The organism is Allorhodopirellula solitaria (assembly GCF_007859855.1).
Classification (GTDB): domain Bacteria; phylum Planctomycetota; class Planctomycetia; order Pirellulales; family Pirellulaceae; genus Rhodopirellula; species Rhodopirellula solitaria.
Window position 1 is genome coordinate 86,363 of record NZ_SJPK01000013.1, and the last position, 15,899, is coordinate 102,261.

12 protein-coding genes are annotated in these 15,899 nt (G+C 54.9%); 1 reads left to right on the forward strand and 11 read right to left on the reverse strand.

What is annotated here, in order from left to right; genetic code table 11:
• Nucleotides 1-53: 53 nt before the first annotated feature.
• The 9 genes from CA85_RS19905 to CA85_RS19945 form a co-directional block, all read right to left on the reverse strand.
• On the reverse strand, nucleotides 54-836 hold the full coding sequence (locus CA85_RS19905; RefSeq protein ID WP_146393107.1) for a M48 family metallopeptidase: 783 nt from the start codon (nucleotides 834-836) through the stop codon (nucleotides 54-56).
• Nucleotides 803-4,000: a type I restriction endonuclease subunit R gene (locus CA85_RS19910; RefSeq protein ID WP_146393108.1), complete on the reverse strand. Its 3,198-nt coding sequence runs from the start codon at nucleotides 3,998-4,000 to the stop codon at nucleotides 803-805. Before CA85_RS19910 ends, CA85_RS19905 begins: the two co-directional genes overlap by 34 nt.
• Nucleotides 3,997-5,082 carry a PDDEXK nuclease domain-containing protein gene (locus CA85_RS19915; RefSeq protein WP_146393109.1) on the reverse strand — a complete coding sequence of 362 codons (1,086 nt, stop codon included), beginning with the start codon at nucleotides 5,080-5,082 and terminating at the stop codon, nucleotides 3,997-3,999. The genes CA85_RS19910 and CA85_RS19915 overlap by 4 nt, the downstream gene beginning before the upstream one ends.
• Nucleotides 5,082-6,278, reverse strand: a complete 1,197-nt coding sequence (locus CA85_RS19920) for a restriction endonuclease subunit S (RefSeq protein ID WP_146393110.1) — start codon at nucleotides 6,276-6,278, stop codon at nucleotides 5,082-5,084. The genes CA85_RS19915 and CA85_RS19920 overlap by 1 nt, the downstream gene beginning before the upstream one ends.
• Complete coding sequence (locus CA85_RS19925) at nucleotides 6,275-7,795, reverse strand: type I restriction-modification system subunit M (RefSeq protein ID WP_146393111.1); 1,521 nt, start codon at nucleotides 7,793-7,795, stop codon at nucleotides 6,275-6,277. The genes CA85_RS19920 and CA85_RS19925 overlap by 4 nt, the downstream gene beginning before the upstream one ends.
• Nucleotides 7,796-7,868: 73 nt before the next feature.
• A complete protein-coding gene (locus tag CA85_RS19930) occupies nucleotides 7,869-8,438 on the reverse strand; it encodes a restriction endonuclease subunit S (protein WP_146393112.1) in 570 nt (189 codons plus the stop codon).
• 6 nt (nucleotides 8,439-8,444) lie between these two features.
• Nucleotides 8,445-9,224: a DUF1883 domain-containing protein gene (locus tag CA85_RS25980; RefSeq protein WP_146393113.1), complete on the reverse strand. Its 780-nt coding sequence runs from the start codon at nucleotides 9,222-9,224 to the stop codon at nucleotides 8,445-8,447.
• Between the two features lie 2 nt (nucleotides 9,225-9,226).
• Nucleotides 9,227-10,363, reverse strand: coding sequence for a lipase family protein (locus CA85_RS19940; protein WP_186775075.1), 1,137 nt, complete (start codon nucleotides 10,361-10,363; stop codon nucleotides 9,227-9,229).
• Between the two features lie 539 nt (nucleotides 10,364-10,902).
• Nucleotides 10,903-11,406, reverse strand: coding sequence for a hypothetical protein (locus CA85_RS19945; RefSeq protein ID WP_146393115.1), 504 nt, complete (start codon nucleotides 11,404-11,406; stop codon nucleotides 10,903-10,905).
• Between the two features lie 548 nt (nucleotides 11,407-11,954).
• Here CA85_RS19945 and CA85_RS25450 point away from each other — a divergent pair.
• Complete coding sequence (locus tag CA85_RS25450; protein WP_222435484.1) at nucleotides 11,955-12,152, forward strand: hypothetical protein; 198 nt, start codon at nucleotides 11,955-11,957, stop codon at nucleotides 12,150-12,152.
• A 93-nt stretch (nucleotides 12,153-12,245) separates the two neighbouring features.
• On the opposite strand, the gene CA85_RS19955 is transcribed toward CA85_RS25450, so the two are convergent.
• Both CA85_RS19955 and CA85_RS19960 read right to left on the reverse strand, forming a co-directional pair.
• Nucleotides 12,246-14,705: a hypothetical protein gene (locus CA85_RS19955; protein ID WP_146393116.1), complete on the reverse strand. Its 2,460-nt coding sequence runs from the start codon at nucleotides 14,703-14,705 to the stop codon at nucleotides 12,246-12,248.
• Nucleotides 14,702-15,898 (reverse strand): DUF2357 domain-containing protein, encoded by a 1,197-nt coding sequence (locus CA85_RS19960; RefSeq protein ID WP_186775076.1) that lies wholly within the window; start codon nucleotides 15,896-15,898, stop codon nucleotides 14,702-14,704. Before CA85_RS19960 ends, CA85_RS19955 begins: the two co-directional genes overlap by 4 nt.
• Nucleotide 15,899 lies beyond the last annotated feature (1 nt).

Consider the following 15,899-nt stretch of genomic DNA (forward strand, 5'->3'; position numbering starts at 1 on the left):
CCACGGTTGCAAAAAGATTTTTTCTCACTAAACGCAGGAACCATTCCAGCGACTCACGACCAGTCCTGCGACTCCAAACGCGCTTTCCGCGTTTCCCAGTCGGGTAGGATGCGGGTCAGTGTTCGGTAGAACTTGGGGCTGTGGTCGTGGATTTTTAGGTGGCATAGTTCGTGGATGATGACGTAGTCGATGCAGTGGATTGGTGCGCGGATCAGGTCGAGATTGAGCGTGATGTTGCCAGCCTTTGTGCAACTGCCCCAACGCCGTGTCATCTGGCGAATGGATATTTTGGGAGGTGATTTCAGTTTGAGTGATTTGCACTTTGGTAGGCACAACGCTAATCGTCGCGCGAACGTCGCGTCGGCATGCTGGCGATACCAGTCGATGACGAGCTTTTTCGTCGCGTCGTGATCGGAGGTGTCTGATTGTCCGACTTGCAGGAACTTGCCGGATAACTTGGCCGAGTGCTCGGCTGACTTCGTGACTCTTAGGCGATATTGACGACCGAGGTAGCGGTGTGTTTCTCCGCTGGTGTATTCGCGGGCAGGTTGCGTGGGTTGGTAACGCTCGAAGTACCTCCACTGCTTCGCGATCCATGCGGACTTCGCTTCGACTCGATTCAGAACCGCTTCTCGAGACCGATGCTCAGGAGCCAAGACCGCCAGCCGCATTTCAGGATGGACATGAATCGTCAATTGCGATCGTGGCTGGAATTCGATCTTGAACGGAATGTCGAGCCGGCCGTACTTCAATAAGTAACCACCATCGGGCTGTCCATTCTCGATTGTGGTTACCACCGACATCAGGCGTACCTCCGACGTGCAATGTCGAGGCATTTCTCCAAGATCATGTCGATCTCGTCGAACGATAGGTCCAGCCCTGTGCCCTCAAGTTCATGGAGGTAATCCTCGATCGCGGTTTGCATCTGGTTTTGCACGTCGGGATTGTTCGTCCAGTTCACAATGCGATGAGTCTTGACGATGTCGTCGATCCGCAACGCTGCCTCCGCGCCGATGGTTGGCAAATCGAGATCGCCGCCCGAGTGCGACTGAAAAACTTCTTTCACCACGCCGTACAACGCGCCGGCGACCTCGTGCCCTCGCAATTCGCTTGGCAAGTTGTCGCCGCTGCGGGTACGGATCTTCTCGGCGATGTCTTGGACTTGGTTCAAGTACTCGATGTCGGCGAGCCGTTTCTGCTGGAAAGCTGCGATCGCATCTTCGAGCATCTTGGAGAACTTGACATAGAACGCGGGGTCGTCATCCATACGTTCATTGATCGTACGTTTGGTCCGGTGCGCGATCGTGTCGGCTTTCGATCCGGCACTCTTGCCTTCCAGTTGCTCCAGTTCCTTCTCGAACGCTTCCCGATCGAAGATGTTGACCAGCGACGTCATCTTTTTCACTTCACCGGTCGCGACGTGGGTATCGATCAGCTTTTGTATCTTCTCTTCGTACTCTTTGAAGTCGACGACTTCGGCGTAGCGGTGCCGGACCGAAGATCGCAGGTTCATGAAGAACTTCAGGTCTTTGCGATAGCGGTCGACCTTGGCGTCCGGTGTTTCCTCCATGAACGCCAGGGAACCGAGTGCCATCGACAGCGACCTGGCGAAATCACGCAGCGCGTCATAGAACTGGTCTCGCAACTCCTGGTCGGCCAGCTTCCGCTCGTACAGTTCCTCGTCCTGCTTGTTCGTGATGTCCTGGAACAGGTTTAGCAGTTCCGTGTGCCGGCGAGGCAGCTTCTCGATCTCGACGGCCACGTTGGTCATCGCCGCTTCCAATTCCTCCTGGTCCGCCTCTTCCAACTCGCGATAGAACTCAAACGCTTTCTGCAAATTCGACAGCACGCCGCGGTAGTCGATGATGTAGCCGAAGTCTTTCCCCTCACATAAACGGTTCACGCGAGCGATTGCTTGCAACAACGTGTGATCCTTAAGCGACCGAGTCAGGTAGAGCACCGTGTTGCGCGGCGCGTCAAACCCCGTCAGCAACTTATCGACCACGATGATGATCTCAGGGTCGTCGCCGGCCTTGAAACCGTTGATGACGTTCTTGTTGTACTGATCCTCGCTACCGTGCTTGTTCATCATCTTCCGCCAGAATTTTTGAATCTCTGGCAGATCGTCTTCGTCGATTTCAACCTCTTCATTACCCTCGCGGTCATCCGGCCCCGATATCAGCACCTCTGACGAAACCATACCGAACTCTTCCAAGAACCGCTGGTACATCAATGCCGTCTTCTTGTCCTGCGTGACAAGTTGAGCCTTGTACTTGGTGCCTTGCCAGTTGTCGCGGTAGTGAAGACTGATATCGAGAGCGATCTCACGAACCTTCTGCTCCGCCTTGTTCAACTGGTCCGTCGTCGAAAACTTCTTCTTCAAGTCCGCTTTCTGCTCTTTCGACAGATTCGTCGTGATGATCTCGAACCAGCGGTCGATCGTTTCGCGGTCGACACGTTGCTCGACATCGCGGGCCTCGTACAAAAGTGGCACAACGGCTTTGTCATCGACGGCGTCGCGGATCGAGTATGTCGGCTGGATCAAGCCGCCGAATTTGTTGATCGTGTCCTTTTCCTTCTTGCGAACGGGCGTGCCCGTGAAGCCAATGAAGCAACCACGCGGCATCGCTTTCCGCATCTTGGCGTGCATCGTCTTGTACTGCCCGCGGTGGCTTTCGTCGACCAACACGAAGATGTTGTCGCTTTCATTGCGAAGTTTGCCACGAGTCACTGCGTTATCGAACTTGTCGATCACCGTCGTGATCACGCGGCCGACCGAGCCCTGCATCAGCGAAGCCAAGTCTTTGCCGCTGGCCGCCTGCTGCGGTTGCATGTCACAGTGGGTGAACGTCTTGTAAATCTGGTCGTCCAGGTCGACGCGATCCGTCACCAGCACGATCTTGTATTGGGGCAACCGCAGTCGGGCGATCTCTTTCGCCAGCATCACCATCGTCAGCGACTTGCCCGACCCCTGTGTGTGCCAGACGACGCCGCCCTTGCGAGCACCGTTGTCGTCCCGCTGCTCGATTCGGCCCAGCGTGTTCTTCACAGTGAAGTACTGCTGGTATCGGGCTACCTTCTTTTCGCCAGCGTCAAAGACGGTGAACGAGTACGCCAAGTCCAGCAGTCGTTCGGGGCGACACAGGCAATACAACGCTCGGTCTTGGTCCGTGATCGCACGCGGGCCGGTGAAGTAGGCTGCCTGATCTTCGCTGACATAGGTGAACCGATCCATCAGCCAACGCGTGTCCGCCATCTTTTTGGGCGGCTTTGACATGATCTTGGCCAACGGTTTGTCGACGTTCTCTTTCCACACCGACCAGAACTTTGCCGGCGTTCCCGTCGTCCCATAGCTCGCGCGGTTTTTCGAGATACCGACCAATAGCTGGGTGAATAAGAACAAATGCGGGATTTCATCATCGCGTTGATTGCGAAGATGCTGCGAGACCGCCCCGGACAGCGAATCATCTTTGTCTGGGCGTTTGCATTCGATCACGCACAGCGGTATTCCGTTAACGAACAACACGATGTCGGGCCGGCGCGTTTCGTGGCTGGCCGTTCGCTCAACCACGAATTCTTCCGTGACGTGAAAGACATTGTTTTTTTGCCAGGTCTCCGGATTCCAGTCGATGTAGCTGAGCGGGAAGCTTTTCGTGTCCCCGGCGATCGTCTGCGGCAGACTCTTGCCCAGCACGAGCAAGTCATAAATCTTCTCGTTGGTCCGCACCAAGCCGTCATAGACAACATCCTTCAGCGCCAGGATCGCCGAGTGGATATTCGTTTCGCTGAACGGATGCGTTTCGCCTTTGAACTCGATCTGGTTCAATTTCTTCAGTTGGCTGACCAACACCGTGTCCAGCAAGACGCTCGACAGCTTGCCGCCGCGAGCTGCCACCGCTTCCTCGGGCGATAGGTATTTCCAACCGAGTTGCTGCAATAACTGAAGCGCCGGAATCTGCGAGATGTGATCTTCCTTGAACGAAGGCAGTGCATCGTTCATGGCGAATCCTCCGATTCAAATTCCGCTTCGATCTCTTCGATACTCGGCAAACTTCCTTTGAGTGGCTCGGGCAACGATTCCACTAATTTCGTTTGCCATTCGGCCACGCCAATCGGTTTGTTGATATCGCGCAGGGCATATTCGGCTTTGATGCGTTCCTTTGATTTGCAAAGGATCAGACCGATGGTGGGCTGGTCGCTGGGATGCCGCATCAGGTCATCAACAGCTGAGAGGTAGTAGTTCATCTGCCCCGCATCGGCTGGCGTGAACTTCTTCATCTTCAAGTCGATGACGACGAAGCATCGCAGCTTCAGATGATAAAACAGCAAATCCAGAAAGTCGTCTTCGTCGCCAACCGAGATCGGCACTTGCCGCCCAACAAATGCGAAGCCAGCACCGAGTTCGAGCAGGAATCGTTGAACATGGTCGGTGAGTCCCTGTTCGAGATCCCGCTCGACAGCGTCCTCACGAAGCGTCAGGAAATCGAACAGGTATGGATCCTTCAGTGACTCTTGGGCCAGGTCCGACTGCGGCGGAGGTAGGGTCGCGACAAAGTTGGTGATTGCCTTGCCTTGACGCTGGTACAGACCGCTTTCAATCTGAACGGTCAGTACCGCCCGGCTCCAACCGTGCTCAAGAGTTTTCACAGCATACCAGTGACGCTGTACGGGATCTTTGACCCTTTCGAGGAGCAGGATGTTGTGGGACCACGGGATTTCTGCCACTGCCGGTGGCAGTTTCAGCGTTTCCAATTCTGCCACAGCCTGTGGCAGATTCTCACTTACCGACGAATAGGCTAGGAAAAACGCTCGCATCCGCCAGATATTCCGAGCCGAAAAACCGCTCACGTCCGGGAAAGCGGCGCGTAAATCCTTCGATAGCCTGTCCACAACACTTCGCCCCCAGCCAACGTTCTGCTGCCGCTGAGCGATTTGGCATCCGATATCCCAGTAGAGCTGGATCAGTTCGCGGTTGACCGACAGCATCGCCTTGGTTTGCGACCGCCGCACTCGCGCTTTGAGTGACTCAAATACTTCCGCGTAATCGTCGGGAATGGCGATGCCACCTTTCTTCTTGGCCATCACGCGGCCCCCTTGGGGAGTTTGACGCGAGTCTTGCCGGTCAGCAGTTGCTGCATCAGGCCCTTCTTTTGCTGTTTGAGCAGCGCAACCTTTCGCTCCAACACATCCAGTTCACTGTCGCAGCACTGCATCGCTTCGGCAATCTGTTGCTGCAACTTGAGCGGCGGCAACGGCAAAGCGATTGTGGCGAAGTCTTTGAAGTACAGTCGCAAACGATCTTTAGTCAGGCCGTGCGAGTAGTCCTGAAACTTCTTCACGACGCGAGGCATCTTGAACCAATACGATGCAAACGCAGGATCGACTTTGCCGCGAGGTCGAATCACGACATAGGCCGGACTGACCAAACCAGCTTCTGTCGCCAGCCCCGAGGCGCCCTGCCACATCCGCATCATGTTGTACGCGATGTCGCCTTCTTCGATTAGCAAGTGCTGTTCGGGTCCGAGGGTGGTTTCGCTCTTGCGATCGAGTGAGTCGCGCCGTACCAGTCCAGCGTTCATTGTGACGGAGAAGGTCGGTAACCCCGACCGGCCTTTGGTTTTTCGGTTCTTGAACAGCTCGCCAAGTTTGGCCGCAGCGGTCCCCTTTTGTCCACTGTCAATCAGCTCCTGAATTAGCTCCCGCTTATAGATAAGTTTGGATTCAATCAGCTGCTCGGAGAGCTCAATTGAATGATCCCATGCCATAAAGATCTTGATTAGAAGCTGCTGCTCGATGCGAGAGGGTGTAGGAATCTTAAATGATCGAATCTGCTCAAAATTTAATCCCTCACGGTTCCCGCCGGCCTGACTTTCATAGATGAGCCGCTTCCCAAGCCTCGAATTAAAAACGGTCATCAAGTAGTAGGGCTCGACATGTTCGTTTGCTCTTAAGATACAAACATGCTGATTCACATTTGCCTCGCCACAAGAGACTGGCACAACGGCAGAGCGACCAATCGAAGCACCGGTGATATTCAAAAGCACGTCACCTGGCCGAACTATCGAACCGCCCATCTGTGAATGCATCTCACGTGAGATATATGCAACATCAGAAAAATCTAAACGGCCCACGAGCACATTCTGACTCCGGATAAAAGTAACTCCATTCTCTAAATATGCCTCTCGGCCTCCCTTGGGCGTGACTCCACTGCCAACTTTGGTTGTCAAGTCGCCCACTCGCATTGCCCTCCAAACGCTAGGCATGAGTCGTTGCGTCATAGCCCCAACTCCTTCAAATATCCCGTCATTTCCTTCTGTACTGCAGCCAACTCCTTCTCCAGCCCATCAATCTCTTTCTGCACTGCTCGCACGTCGACCTCTTCTTCTTCCTCGAACGTGTCGACGTAGCGTGGGATGTTCAGGTTGAAATCGTTTTCCTCAATCTCAGCAAAGTCGGCAACGTAGGCGTACTTGTCGACGCTCTTTCGCCTCTTGTACGTCTTTACAATCTTGGCGATATGGTCTTCGCCCAAGTACGAACGGTTCTTGGCGTCGACGAATTCGCGGCTGGCGTCGATGAACATCACGTTGCGTTTTTTCTTGTCCTTACGGAACACCAGAATCGCAGCCGGGATGCCTGTGCCGAAGAACAAACCGGCCGGCAAGCCGACGACAACATCCAGCAGGTTTTCGTCAACCAATTTCTGTCGAATCAATCCCTCGCTGCCACCACGAAACAACACCCCGTGCGGCACGATCACGCCGACGCGGCCTTCACCGGCGAGCGCCGTTTCGATCATGTGTGTGATGAACGCGAAGTCGCCCTTGCTCTTGGGCGGAATGCCACGCCAGAACCGTTTGTACTGGTCCGTGTCCGCCGTTTCGGCTCCCCATTTGTCCAGCGAGAATGGCGGATTGGCGACAACGACGTTGAACTTCATCAACTGGTCATCTTCGACCAATCGCGGGTTCGTGATCGTGTCACACCATTCGATCCGCGCACTGTCCATTTCGTGCAAGAACATGTTCATCCGCGACAATGCCCAAGTGCTGCCGTTGGACTCCTGCCCGAACAACGAAAAGTTGCGACTCGGCGAACCGTCCGCTTCTTGAATCTCTTTTGCAGTCCGAATTAACAGCGAACCACTGCCACAAGCCGGATCGCAAATCGTGTCACCGGGCTGCGGATCGACCAACTTGGCCAGCAACATCGACACTTCCTTGGGCGTGTAAAACTCACCGGCTTTCTTCCCCGCCCCTGCCGCGAACTTCTCGATCAGGTACTCGTAACAATCCCCGATCACATCACGGTTGCTCAGGTGCGACGGCCGCAGATCCAACGGCCGCGCGTCGCTGCCATAAAAATCCTCCAGCAGATTCTTCAACCGCCGGTTGCGATCTTTCGTCTGCCCCAACGCCGCTTCGGAGTTGAAATCAATGTTTCGGAAAACGTTTTCGAGCTTCGCCTTGTTGGCATCTTCGATTTTCTGCAGCGCCTTGTTGATCCGGTCCCCGATGTCAGCCGCCTCGCGGTTCTCGTACAGCGTGTCGAAGTCACACTTCGGCGGTAACGCAAACCGCTCTCGAGCCAGCGCTCGCTCGATTCGCTTTTTTTCACCCTTGTACTTCTTGGTGTACTCGTCGCGTTTATCCTTCCACAGGTCGGTCAGGTACTTCAGGAACAACATCGTCAGGATGTAGTTCTTGTATTCCGACGGATCGACGGCCCCGCGAAACGAATCGCAAGCTTTCCAGACGATCGAGTTGATCTCGTCTTGAGTGAATTCTTTGCTCATGGCGCCTTGTATGTCTTCCGAAGTTGCTCGGCGTGTTTTGATTGTTGATTAAGTTTTTGGTCCCGGCCGAAAGTTAGTCGTCGGCCCCACGAGCCGCCGCCCGCAGCAATGCCGACCGCCGGTCTCTCAGCTTCTGCATCAGTGTTCGTTCTCGATTCATCAAAGCGTCAATCGCAGCGATGCGATCTTGTGTTTCCACGTCAGGCACGTCGATCGAAAGTTCGGTCAAATTGCCTTTAGTGATTTGTGGCACAGCCGTACCCGACGACACCGAGTCGATGAGAGCCTGGAACCGATCTTGGTTGATCGCCCAAGCCAGATACCCGGACCGAACCCGCACGTCTTTGGCACGAAGCACCATGAAGTAACCAGCCGGCACGATGTTGTCGTGGTCCACCGCATCAAACAAAAATGCATACCGCCGGGCACCGCGTGCCAGAAACACAACGTCGCCAGCCGACAGTGCGTGGTTTGACAAATTCGGAATCTCCATCGGCGTCAACGCTTCCGGATCGAACCGACCATCTTCATCCACATCACGAATCTGCAGCACCAACGCATTGCCACCGGGTTCCTCCTGAACCCGGCCACGAAAGTGATAGCCCATCCGAACTTCGGTAATATCGCTGATTAAGTGCTGCATGAGGAACTAGTCTGCCTTGCGAATGACAGACACAATCTCCTCGGCGATTTCTTCAACCGTATGAGTGGCGGTGCTTCTTGCCAGCTTGTCCGCAATGGACGGGCTGTACTCGATCACTTCCTTTTTGGTGATTTCGTGCCAAATCGGAAGCAGTACCTGATCGCCCGAGACGGCCTTAGTGACGATTCCATCTAACTCGTAATTGGTCCACCCCTTGCCGAAAAAACTCCGGGACAAGACCACGACGCCGAAACGACTGCGAGCCAAGCCTTGGTCAATTTTCCGACGCAAGCTATCGCCGATACCAAGCTCAAACTCGTCGAACCAAACGCGAAGCCCGCCTTCCTTGAGCGCTTCAGCCAAAGGACGAACAACCGAGTCCTTGCCTTCACTCGCATGAGAAATGAAGACGTCGAACTCCAGCTCTTCGATGGTTCCGTCATCTGCCGGTGCGGGTGTGCGAACGAGACTCGGAATAGATCCCAATGGGGCTTCGTTAATTGTTGGCAGAGGGCGCGTTGGTCGAATCGTACGAATCGAACTGCTGACCCGGCCGCCTAGGCCTTGCATATCGACAGCGACATGCCAATGCCCATTGTTGGGTACGGGAAGCCGAACTGGCGACTTCGTTGCACGACCGCCATGATACGAATGACGCCGTCCATTTTTGTAGCTTTGGAAGTTTGACGAATCGAGAAGTCGGACATTTGCTGAATTTCCCTTCAGCGTGACTTCAACAATGTCGCCTCTTTGGCGGTGACCGAGATCGTAATGAGTGAAGTTCATTTCTACTTGCCCTCCGCAGCGAAACGCTCAATGTTCTGGATGTAGAGGTGCATCGGGTGCTGGCTGGCTCGCTCCTTTAGGTTGAAACGATCGAAGGGACTGCCGAGCGGACCACCGTACTGTTGCTCCCCTTGACTACCGTCGTCATGGAGGATGTCTTGGAGCTCTCGATACTCGTCCTCAGTCAACTGCTCGGGGTCGGGCGGCATTTCACCAGACGGTCCGCGCGGTGCCTCGCTGTCGCCGGTTTTTTGTTCCCCGAAGACTTGAATGACTTCGCCGCGACCATTGACGACCGGCTTGGCCATCATCTGCACTCCACCGCTGCGGACAAGTAGACCGTTTGAAAACTGCATCACGCTTCCACCGCTGTAGTACCGCGGAACCTTGAACGGAATGTACGGTGGCAGCGACGCAACAATGTCTTGCTCGTTGATCACTCGCAGAATCTTAGATCCGAGGCCTTGATTCAGATTTTCAGTAAAGGCTTTGTCGCCGACACGCGGTTGGCCAAACGTCACGACCCCAGTAACTGGCACTTGCAAGCGATCGAGTTCCGCCAAGCAAATCGTCGCCATCGCGCCGCCAAGCGAATGGCCCGTGATCCAAATGTGACGCGGCTTACGGCGTCTGATCTCATAATGAATGCCACCAAGTAGGGCGTTGGTCGCCAGATAGAAACCGCGATGGACGTTGCCAACCGGCGACGCCTCCGTCTCGTAGTCCAAGTCCGTCCAGACATCGGCGAGCTGAGAAATGTCCGTACCGCGAAACGCGATCACTAAAACGCGGCTGCCTTGGTCCCACCCGCTAATGACATGGTGGTTGTCGACCGTCGCAAATGACGCAAGCGACAGATCAAATAGACGCAATCGGTTTTGCACGGTTGGAAAGCTGTCTTCATAGGCGAGGAAGCTAAGCTCCGCCATCAACCGAACCACCTTCCAATCGGGTTCAGACTCCGAACGAAAAGGCTGGGTGGTTTGTAAGATTGAGTTTTCGGGAAGCGGAAAATTTGCGCCCCCAAACGCTCCGCGAGAGACATCGTCACCGGGTGCCGGAAGAAACCCCTGCCCGGCAACGGTTGTGGCGAGGCTCGCTATAACCAGCAGCATCAGGTGCACTAAACGAGAATTCATTGAATCGACTCCTATCATGCGTGGCACTGACGACCGCGCTAGACCAAACGAAAAGCGGCAAACAGAGTTGCTGCCGCCACGGTCGTCCTTGACCAGCGGGTTTTGGGAGTCAGAATGGTGTTATCAATAGGTCATCCGGGCTCCCCGCCCGCATGAACGCAGACGGCTTCGTGTTCAAGCACGGAGCCGTTTTTCATGCGCTCATGACATCCATTGCGAGAAATCTAGTGAATACCCCAAGCCGACACAACCCCACAGCAAAAATATTGCTGCACTTTCCAGCGATCGCTAAAAAGTGTGATAACCAGTAGTATTTTGTTTTCACTATTTGCCATCCAGCCATTCATTCAGATGATTGGATCAACTTTGGGTGAGGATTTGAAGCAAAATGAAAAGTGCTCACATTGTGTGCGCATGTTCATGTGTCGTAATTCGCTAGCGAGCTGTGGGTCCACCGTTGCTGATGAGAATATTGCGAAGGCCCTGGACCAATTGCTCCAGTATGTCCGCCAGGCGGACCACTTCTCCGGGCCGAATGATCAACCGTTGCCCGGCACGAAAGTCCTGTCGCCGCTTTTTTCGACGTACTTCTGGTCGACGATGCCCTGGCGATGCCCGATTTTGTGACGGCGTTGAACCATGATCTTGAGGAAGTCCAATTGCCCTGACGCAAGTATGTCGTCATAGCCGCTGTGTGTTGCGTCTCGCCATTTATTGGAGGCATCGTCGACGCGCTGGAACAAGTTGGTGTCCACTTTGAAAGTGGAAGCTGTTGGCAGTTCCGCGAACATTGCCTCGGTTACACGCTGCATCGCCGTCACGAGGTTTTCGACTTGGTCTTCCAGGATTTGATCGACGACATTGGCGGCAACGTCGACATCGTGTTTAGCTCCCAGTGCCGCCGCGATGACATCAAGTGATTCGACGCACTTGCGCGTTGTGGTGAGTGTTTGATCGAAGTCTTGAATGACCGAGTTGGGCCGCACGCCGGACAGAAGTATCCGTTGCCAATAGTGGAATAGCGACATCGGCACTGCGGACATCGAAAATCCTGTCGAAGGATCTCGTAGGCCGCCGGCGGCAGAACAATCTTCCGCGGACTCGGTCGATGCTCAACGGACATCGTAATGCCAAATAGGCCAGTTGAAATTTTCGTCGGGCGGGTTTGCCGAGCCGCCCGCCCGAGTGCCTTGTTAAGCTGATTAGCCGCGTATGCCTGCGCGGTCTCGGCGATGTATTCCTGTTGCCAATCAGTGTTGAACTCGGTCGGTTCATGACGCCCTCCACACTTTGGGCAATACGCCTGTTCCTCTGGGACTTTGTCTCGCCAGTCGACGAACTGGACCTTGAACACGCTGCCGCACGTCTCGCGCGGGCATGTTCGGTCAAGATATCCTTTTTCGTCAATCGGAATGTCAATTGAAACTTCGATACCACCTGGGCGATTCATCTCCAGTCGCTGAATCTCGCGGACAAGTTTGTCGAACATGTTAGGATTCCGTGTCGATGTGGGGCGACGAGTTGTGAAGCCAGTGCGGACGCTATAAATACGAGCCATGCTATTGTCTGGTTGCGGCCCGATGAGCGAAAGATGCGTCTGAAGCCATGGGCAAAAGAAATCCCGCCCGTGCTCTCGGTCCGCAACAACGAGACGACAGATGCCTTATTGTCGGTGAACCATGCTTGCGTTCCTGAATGCCCCGCCGAAGCCATCTTTTACGAAGACGACGAAGGGTTCATTGAGCTCAATGCAACGAAAGCCGCCGAGTGCCCATCAGCTCACGATTGATACTGGTTACCCAAGCAACCGCTTCATCGCCGCGGCGACACCCAGGGTGCCCTCGGTCATACTAGCGGGCTGGCAAAAAGAAGGATGTGAACGCTACTCACTCGCCATCAAAATATCGCCGGAGCCCTTTCGGTCGATGTAGTTGATCATTTGCTGAAGTGCCGCAGGCAAGTCGACGGATCCGCCCATTGGTCGTAGAAGTCGTTGTTGATGTCTTTGTATCGCTGTTCTGAAAAGCTCTTTTGCTTCGATCGCTATGTCTTGCTGAGGGTCAAGAAAATCGAAGTCGAACATTCGTCGTCGAAGCATGTAAACAATAATCAGACTTGCCCAACGGAAAGGGTAACCTCCACCGCCACGGTCCATTCCACGCTCAAAGATCCCCAAACACGATTGGATGACACGTTCGCATTTTTGGCTGTCGATGCTTTGAGTTGCGTCGGTCCGGTAACGGAGCACTTGTGAGATAGCTTTTAGTTCGTTTGCACCTGGTGAAACCGATCGACCATTTGCGAAAAAGACGAAGTCGAAGAGCGTCGCGATGTTGGATGGCGCACGCATTGCCAACCCCGACGTGTGCAGTACTGCTTGCCGGTCTCGAAAGCGATTACCAAGATTCGCTGCGAGCCAGTCGTCGAACTCTTTATTTTCGACAGAAAGGTAGCCCAAGGCTCGAACCACGGTAGTGACCGAGGCGGATTGCAGATGCTTCGATGATTGCCAGAACTTCAGCAGCGAGGCACCAAGGACATCTAGGGTTGCTTGATCGAATGGTGCCTTAAAGTCGGAACCAATTGCGGTCGCATCGAAAGGAGTTTGTGACTGGTCTTTGGCGAGCAAGCGATCCTTGAGGTGCGTGATGGACCAATCATCCTTTATGATGGAATCAACTGGTTCATCTCTCACGCGGCGGATTATCTTTTGGGCCGTTGGGATCGCGGCCCGCCACTTCGCGTGACTCCATCTTCGCGGGAAAAGCTCTGGGTAGGCTCTCGGCTGCATTTTCAGGAATGTTGCCTTGTCGACGGACTTGCCTTCGTGGTCGAGAACGGGCTGCATCCGATCCCAGTTTGCCAAGATCGAACGTGACGGGATGGATCCCTGGGCAACGGTCACAAGCCGAAGCTTGGCGTTGCCTTGTGCTGGCGTTGCAGAAACATTCAGGGTTGCTGCGAGGCGTTGTTCCGCTGGGCGATCGAGCGTGACTTGAAGTTCACGGACTCCGGGGTATTCGTCGTGGGCGACCACGAGTTTGATGCTGGTCGCACCGCGGCGTAGTGCGAGTCCTTCGATCGGATTAGGCAGTTCCCATTGCTGACCGCCTGGAACAAATTGATCACTGCCGCCCAGCAGGCTCAGCCAATCGTACTGGTGGTTTCGATCCACGAAGAGTTCCAAGTCTGGCAAAGTGTCGAGATAGCTTGTCCTTCTTTCGGCTCGGTCTCGTGCGAAAATAGAGGCCCCCCTCGCAAGCAAATCTTCGCCAGCGACTCCGGCTGCAACGACCGGGACGTTTGCGGTGCCATTCTCGGTTATTCGTCGGAACTGTTGATTGACATCTGGTCCAGCTGCGACCGCGTCGGCGAAATCACCAACGAAGATGGCTGAAACGGGTGAGTCGATGGTTGCGAGGTGCTTGGCCAACGCCCCGTCCACTTGAAGGCGCGATCGTTGATCGATGGTCCATCCTGTCACCCGATCGAGAAGATTCTGGTGGCCATCGGCTAGACCATTCGAGAATGTTTGGTTCTTTGCGATGAAACACTGCTTCCACGCCGATTCGATATTCGCTTCGTCACAACTCGTTACGTCATTCCAACCGAAGCCGTGGATATTCCAATCGCTGACAATAGGTCGTTGACGAGCGGGCACCCATCGAGTGCCGTGCTTGTCTTCGTACGGAACTAAATGGATGGTGCAACAATTGACTCGCCCCCAGTCCGCATGGACGACTGGCAACGCAAGACTACCGCTGGGTTGTAATTTTGGGTCGGGGAGTGATTCCTGGTGATCATCTAGCCATGCCAATGCCGCGGCCACTGGCAACCAAAGCAACGCGGCATCGACGCCGGATGTTAAACAGACGTCGATGAGCTTTTGCTGTTCACGCTGCTTGAAGTCGTTGGGAATGACGATTGCATTGGACCGCCCTCGGGCATTCCGCTGGGCGAAGGCAGAAACCGTAGTTACGATCGCGTCGAGCGAATGAAGTTCTCGCGTTTCTCCATCCACTTTCCACGACCAAACCCGGTCTTCGATTCGCCCCGTCCATGCCGCCGCCAATGGGAATCGACCACTGCCACAGTCGCTTCCAATCTTCGCCTCGGGGGGCCACATTTCTGCTGATCCACGTGGATGCGGCGGCCAGCAGTAATCCAGACGCAGTGGTTCCCCTGCCCAGCGGCTTAGCAGTACCGACGCAGCCGTGTGATCCGGTGACCGGTGTTTGGAGATCGCAGGGAGTTTTCGATCGAGTGGCATGCCGAGGGTCGACCAATGCATCGAACCAACGCTGACGCCCCACGCGTATTCTTGAGCAACTTCTTCGCTCATGATCCGCACCATTGTTGATGCATGGTATCCAGTGCGTGCGGTTGTTCGATCAACGGGAGCGGAACAGCGACGCGTTGGGCAGAAGCTTCTGCGTTCTGAATGCTTTGCAAGAGAACGGTGACTTGGTCATCGGCGAGTCCGAGTGACAACGATGTGCATCGCGCTTTTCCGTCTTCCCAAACGACGATACTGGTTCCCCCGCCTGCATGATCATCCACGCTCGACAACTGCCCAGCTGAATCAGTCGGGCCGATGTAGAAGCTACGATCGGGCGAGATTCTCCAAATCGGTGGCGGAGCGGCCCAGTCGAAAAACGTTCCCCGCAAAGGTATCTCGCGTATCCGAAGGTCAAAACGATGCGCCGTTTTACGTTGCGTGCGATCGACGCACGAGCGACTTGCAGAATTCATCCATGCGACCGTCAGCATATCCATGAATGCCTCGTGTCGCCAAATCCAGAGGTGCTGGCGACGGCGTTGTTGACGGATGACTTCCATGTACGATCGCCAAACCTGTTTGTACCGGGTTTCGTGTAAAAGCACATAGTTCGGCTTAGGAAGACTCGGGAGTCCCGACACTTCGCGAAGGTGAGGCAACGATTCGAGACGGCGGCAAAGTTTGAGGAAATCGGCCGTCATCCGGATCCAGGGATGCTTCGGGAAACGTGCCTGGTGCTGTCGCAGGTAATTGCTCGCCAGTTTGCTACAGCGTTTCAGTAGGTCGAAGACGACTCGGTTTTCTAGCGTATCAACACTCTCAAAACGCTGAACAGCCAGAACGGCACGGCGGTGTCCCGATTTTTCCGCGAGTGTGTTTCCCGGTTGGCGAGTCAACCAACGCACACATGTGGAATCGAGCTCGCGCAGACGATTGATCGGTTCCATTGCCCTGCGTCGTTGCAAAACTCGCTTGGGGTGCTGGGTCACATCCGTGAGGACCGAAGGCAACCGCCTGGCCAGCCGAACGATCAAGGCGCTAGGCGGCCGATTCGGCTTCACCGCGTGACGCCACTTGCAAACCACGCGACCGACACTGCGTATCGCCACTCGACTTGGGTTCCCCTCCCAAGCAACGGCGCGATCTCTTGGGCCGTCATAGATCTCATCAACGAACTGGGCAAATTGCTCTAACGCATCAAGGATTGGCGATTCTTCCGGCGCGATGTCGCTGGATTCAATGACGGCTTCTTGCACG

Coding starts and splice junctions, on each gene's coding strand:
- CA85_RS19930 (WP_146393112.1), bottom strand. CDS start 8,438: ATGCAGCACTTAATCAGCGATATTACCGAAGTTCGGATGGGCTATCAC.
- CA85_RS19915 (WP_146393109.1), bottom strand. CDS start 5,082: ATGGCCAAGAAGAAAGGTGGCATCGCCATTCCCGACGATTACGCGGAA.
- CA85_RS19910 (WP_146393108.1), bottom strand. CDS start 4,000: ATGAACGATGCACTGCCTTCGTTCAAGGAAGATCACATCTCGCAGATT.
- CA85_RS19925 (WP_146393111.1), bottom strand. CDS start 7,795: ATGAGCAAAGAATTCACTCAAGACGAGATCAACTCGATCGTCTGGAAA.
- CA85_RS19945 (WP_146393115.1), bottom strand. CDS start 11,406: ATGTCCGCAGTGCCGATGTCGCTATTCCACTATTGGCAACGGATACTT.
- CA85_RS25980 (WP_146393113.1), bottom strand. CDS start 9,224: ATGAACTTCACTCATTACGATCTCGGTCACCGCCAAAGAGGCGACATT.
- CA85_RS19940 (WP_186775075.1), bottom strand. CDS start 10,363: ATGAATTCTCGTTTAGTGCACCTGATGCTGCTGGTTATAGCGAGCCTC.
- CA85_RS19905 (WP_146393107.1), bottom strand. CDS start 836: ATGCCTCGACATTGCACGTCGGAGGTACGCCTGATGTCGGTGGTAACC.
- CA85_RS25450 (WP_222435484.1), top strand. CDS start 11,955: ATGCGTCTGAAGCCATGGGCAAAAGAAATCCCGCCCGTGCTCTCGGTC.
- CA85_RS19955 (WP_146393116.1), bottom strand. CDS start 14,705: ATGAGCGAAGAAGTTGCTCAAGAATACGCGTGGGGCGTCAGCGTTGGT.
- CA85_RS19920 (WP_146393110.1), bottom strand. CDS start 6,278: ATGACGCAACGACTCATGCCTAGCGTTTGGAGGGCAATGCGAGTGGGC.